5 protein-coding genes are annotated in these 4138 nt (G+C 54.0%); 1 reads left to right on the forward strand and 4 read right to left on the reverse strand.

All coding sequences use genetic code 11. From position 1 onward, the window contains the following. Both ACILQA_RS10225 and ACILQA_RS10230 read right to left on the reverse strand, forming a co-directional pair. Positions 1-551 (reverse strand): Brp/Blh family beta-carotene 15,15'-dioxygenase (locus ACILQA_RS10225; protein ID WP_395629597.1); only part of this gene is annotated, 551 nt, incomplete at its 3' end. Between the two features lie 52 nt (positions 552-603). Continuing rightward, on the reverse strand, positions 604-1350 hold the full coding sequence (locus ACILQA_RS10230; RefSeq protein ID WP_395629598.1) for a bacteriorhodopsin-like: 747 nt from the start codon (positions 1348-1350) through the stop codon (positions 604-606). A 184-nt stretch (positions 1351-1534) separates the two neighbouring features. Here ACILQA_RS10230 and ACILQA_RS10235 point away from each other — a divergent pair, with 184 nt between their 5' ends. Further along, a complete protein-coding gene (locus tag ACILQA_RS10235) occupies positions 1535-2149 on the forward strand; it encodes a LuxR C-terminal-related transcriptional regulator (protein WP_395629599.1) in 615 nt (204 codons plus the stop codon). A gap of 138 nt (positions 2150-2287) precedes the next feature. On the opposite strand, the gene glnA is transcribed toward ACILQA_RS10235, so the two are convergent. Next, positions 2288-3700, reverse strand: coding sequence for a type I glutamate--ammonia ligase (gene glnA / locus ACILQA_RS10240; protein WP_395629600.1), 1413 nt, complete (start codon positions 3698-3700; stop codon positions 2288-2290). Between the two features lie 47 nt (positions 3701-3747). Beyond that, positions 3748-4086 carry a P-II family nitrogen regulator gene (locus ACILQA_RS10245; protein ID WP_125231011.1) on the reverse strand — a complete coding sequence of 113 codons (339 nt, stop codon included), beginning with the start codon at positions 4084-4086 and terminating at the stop codon, positions 3748-3750. Positions 4087-4138: the final 52 nt, after the last annotated feature.

Raw genomic sequence — 4138 nt, forward strand, 5'->3', positions numbered from 1 at the left:
GCAAAGACAAGGCTGCCCAGCGCAGCAGGGACTGATGCCGCGCCAAGCAGCGCAGCGATCACTGCGCCGTTTTGGTTGCCCGTTAGCGCGGCGAATATCATCGCGACATCGTCGGGGCTGGCCAGCGCAGGCAGGGCGACCAATGCCCACCCAACCATCATGGCCAGAAACGGATCAACGCCACCACGCCAATCACGGCTGAAATGCACAATTGAGATGAGCAGGAATGAATTGAGCGCCAGTTCCGGAAGCTGCAGCCATAAGACGACCATAGCGGCGGCGCATCCCACATAGCTGCCAATTATCTTCATCCTGCCCGCCAGCCCATTCTGCCCAAAATGGGCAGAAGCGATTTCGACGTCCAGCGTGCCGTGGGGAATGCCTGCAAGCACGATAGCCAGAGCAGCCAGCATATTGGCCTCAACGCTGTCCATGCCGCCCAGAAGGCGGTCTACGGCAATAAGCAGCAACGTTGCTGCCGGTAACGCAAACAGGCGCAACATTTTGGAAAATGTCGCGCCTGCAGAATGCGGATATAAAATTATATTCATACAGGAATGTACGCCGCCAGAGCGGCGTACGTCCAGTGTTTATCCGAAGGCTTTAGCCATATTCGGCTTGCGACTTGCGCACGGCGATCATGTAGATCAAGACGCCGACGCCTGCCTTTGCGATCAAGTCAGCGATTGTGTAGCCGACTTGTACGCCAACGGTTACGTCAGAACCGCTCAGATTGGTGTACGGGATCATGTATACGATCGGGTAGAAACCCCATGATGCGAAGGTCAGCAAACGTGCTTTCTTAACCAGTTCGCGTACATTTTCTGGTTGGTTGTTGATCGATGCACCGAGGCCGGCGAACAGCTGCCACATGATGTAGACAAACGGGATTGCCGACAATGTGCCCCACAATACGCGGGTCGGAATGTCCGTTGCGATTTCACCTGGGTAACCCAAGATGATCATCAATGCTGCAGCGCCGCCAAGCTTGAACGACTTTGAGACGGTTTCTTCTTGGCTCAGACGCATCACGAGGATGAGCTCGATGAGAAGCAATGGCACGGTGAGCAACCAATCGACATAGCGATAGGCATCGTTAAATGCATAGCCGCTTGCGGTCACTATACCGTCTTTAACGGAATATGCGCCTTCCCAGCTCTCGAAAATACGGAAATAGTGATACGCGGCGATGGCGGTAACCAAGCCGGAAATAGTGAGCGCTGTCTTGTAGGCTGGGCCCACTTGCGAGCGGCCGAGCCACAAAAACAGCGTTGCTGCTGCCATGGTGGCAAATGTAAATGAGAATGCATTATAGACCAGGGAATACTGGCCAAAAGTTAGATTTTCCACGTTATTCTCCCCCTTTGCGACATCATTTCGGATGTCGGGGCATTTTTCATAAACGCTGACCTGGGGACAACAACCTAACCTTTATACCATGTTTTTGTGATATTGCCCTCGACATCGCGGAACTGGCATATATAATGGTTAACGCTGAAATGCGCCTATAGGGGTACGCGGGAGGCACTGTAATTTGGACGTTTTGGGCCGGTCTAACGAGAAACTAGACGCGCTAATCGCGAATAGCCCGATAGCGTCAGTGATCAGCGACCCGCGTCAAAGCGGCAATCCAATCATTGCCTGTAATGCTGCGTTTCTTGAACTGACGGGCTATGCGGAACATGAAATCATTGGACGGAACTGCAAATTTTTGGCTGGTCCAGCGACTGAACCGTGGTTAACCGACACGATCAGTAATGGCGTTCAACGTCACGCCCCGGTCATGGTCGAAATTTTGAACTACAAACGCGATGGCACACCCTTTCGTAATGCAGTGCTGGTTGCGCCGTTGTTTGACGAAGAAGGTGAACTTGAGTTCTTTCTTGGTTCTCAGGTCGAACTTGAGCCCAGTGCGCCAGTGTCTTACGAGAGCCGCCATGCTGCGGCCGCGACGGCGGTCAAGGCATTGTCACGGCGGCAGCGCGAAGTGTTGGCCGAAATGGCGCTGGGCCATTTGAACAAGCAAATCGCCTTCCGGCTTGGGCTCAGCGAGCAAACCGTCAAAATGCACCGTGCGTTGTTAATGGAGCGGTTGGGCGCGGCGAGTTCGGCCGATGCTATTCGCATTGCAGTAGAGGCCGGATTATAATTTTGGCTTAGCCCAAGGCCGCGACGCGAGCCGCCTTGACAAGACATGGCGTCAAGGACGCAACTACTAAACACCAAATGAAAAGGCCCGGCAGTCCCCCAACCGCCGGGCCTTACGCTAATGATCCGATGCGTGGGATCAGTAGCTATAGTACATGTCGAATTCGACAGGGCTTGGCGTCATTTCCCAACGGGCGACGTCTTCCATCTTCAATTCGATATAGCTGTCAATCTGGTCCTTCGAGAACACGTCACCCTTCAGCAGGAAGTCGTGATCAGCGGCCAAGCACTCCAGCGCTTCACGCAACGAACCGGCTACGGTTGGCACTTCAGCAAGCTCTGCTGGTGGCAAGTCGTAGAGATTCTTGTCCATGGCGTCGCCAGGGTGGATCTTGTTCTGAATGCCGTCGAGGCCAGCCATGAACAAAGCCGCATAGCACAGATATGGGTTCGCCATTGCGTCCGGGAAGCGGACTTCAACGCGCTTGGCCTTGGCACCGGCACCATATGGAATACGGCATGAAGCCGACCGGTTGCGCGCCGAATATGCGAGCAACACTGGCGCTTCGTAACCGGGTACCAAACGCTTGTAGCTGTTTGTGGTCGGGTTTGTGAATGCGTTCACGGCCTTGGCATGCTTAATGATGCCGCCGATGAAATACAGGCACATGTCGGAAAGACCGGCATAGCCGTCGCCTGCGAAAAGCGGGGTCTTGCCTTCCCAGATCGACAGGTGGGTGTGCATACCCGAACCATTGTCTTCCTTGATGGGCTTGGGCATGAACGTTGCGGTCTTGCCATATGCATGTGCGACCTGATGCACGACATATTTGTAGATCTGCATACGGTCAGCGGTCTGTGTCAGCGTTCCGAACGTCAGGCCAAGCTCATGCTGGGCTGCGGCAACTTCATGGTGATGCTTGTCGCAAGGCAGGCCCATTTCGAGCATGGTCGAAACCATTTCGCCACGGATGTCCACTGCGCTGTCGACAGGCGCAACTGGGAAATAACCACCCTTTGCACGGGGACGATGGCCCATATTGCCGCTTTCATATTTCGTGCCGGTGTTCGTTGGCAGTTCAATATCGTCGATCTTGTAATATGACGTGTTGTAGCCGTTTTCGAAACGCACATCGTCGAACATGAAGAATTCGGCTTCTGGACCGACATATACGGTGTCGCCGATGCCTGTGGTTTTCAAATAGGCTTCAGCGCGCTTTGCGGTCGAGCGCGGGTCGCGGCTGTAAAGCTCGCCCGTTGATGGTTCGACGATATCGCAGAAGATGATCATCATTGGCGTGGCGGAGAATGGATCTACGTACACGGCATCAAGATCAGGCTTCAGGATCATGTCGGATTCATTGATGGCTTTCCAGCCTTCGATGGACGAACCGTCAAACATCAGGCCGTCTTCCAACTCGTCTTCGCCGATTACGCCGGCGCACATGGTCAGATGCTGCCATTTGCCCTTGGGATCAGTGAAACGGACATCGACCCACTCGATCTCCTCATCTTTGATACGCTTGATAATGTCCTTAGCTGAGGTACCCATTTTACTTTCCTTCTTTGGCTTGTCTTTTTTGGATATTTTGGATTTTTTTAAACGGCGTCGTTATCGCGTTCGCCGGTGCGGATACGCAGCGCGGTTTCGACGGGGATGACGAAAATCTTGCCGTCACCGATGCGGCCAGTCTGGGCAGCTGCAGCAATGGCTTCGACGACACGGTCGGCAAGGCCGTCTTCAACGACAACCTCAAGCTTTACCTTCGGCAAAAAGTCGACGACATATTCCGCGCCCCGATACAGTTCGGTGTGGCCCTTTTGACGGCCAAAGCCCTTGGCTTCCGTAACAGTGATGCCCGAGACGCCAACTTCGTGCAGCGCTTCTTTCACCTCGTCCAATTTGAATGGCTTGATGATCGCTTCGATCTTTTTCATGGCTTTTCCCTTTATGGCGCGTGAGGCAGATGCTCCGCGCGCGCGGATGATG

The organism is Sphingorhabdus sp., from assembly GCF_044239005.1.
In the GTDB taxonomy this organism is placed as follows: Bacteria; Pseudomonadota; Alphaproteobacteria; order Sphingomonadales; family Sphingomonadaceae; genus Sphingorhabdus_B.

Excerpts from the sequence above, each read along its gene's own strand:
- glnA (WP_395629600.1), bottom strand. The coding sequence starts at position 3,700 with ATGGGTACCTCAGCTAAGGACATTATCAAGCGTATCAAAGATGAGGAG.
- ACILQA_RS10245 (WP_125231011.1), bottom strand. The coding sequence starts at position 4,086 with ATGAAAAAGATCGAAGCGATCATCAAGCCATTCAAATTGGACGAGGTG.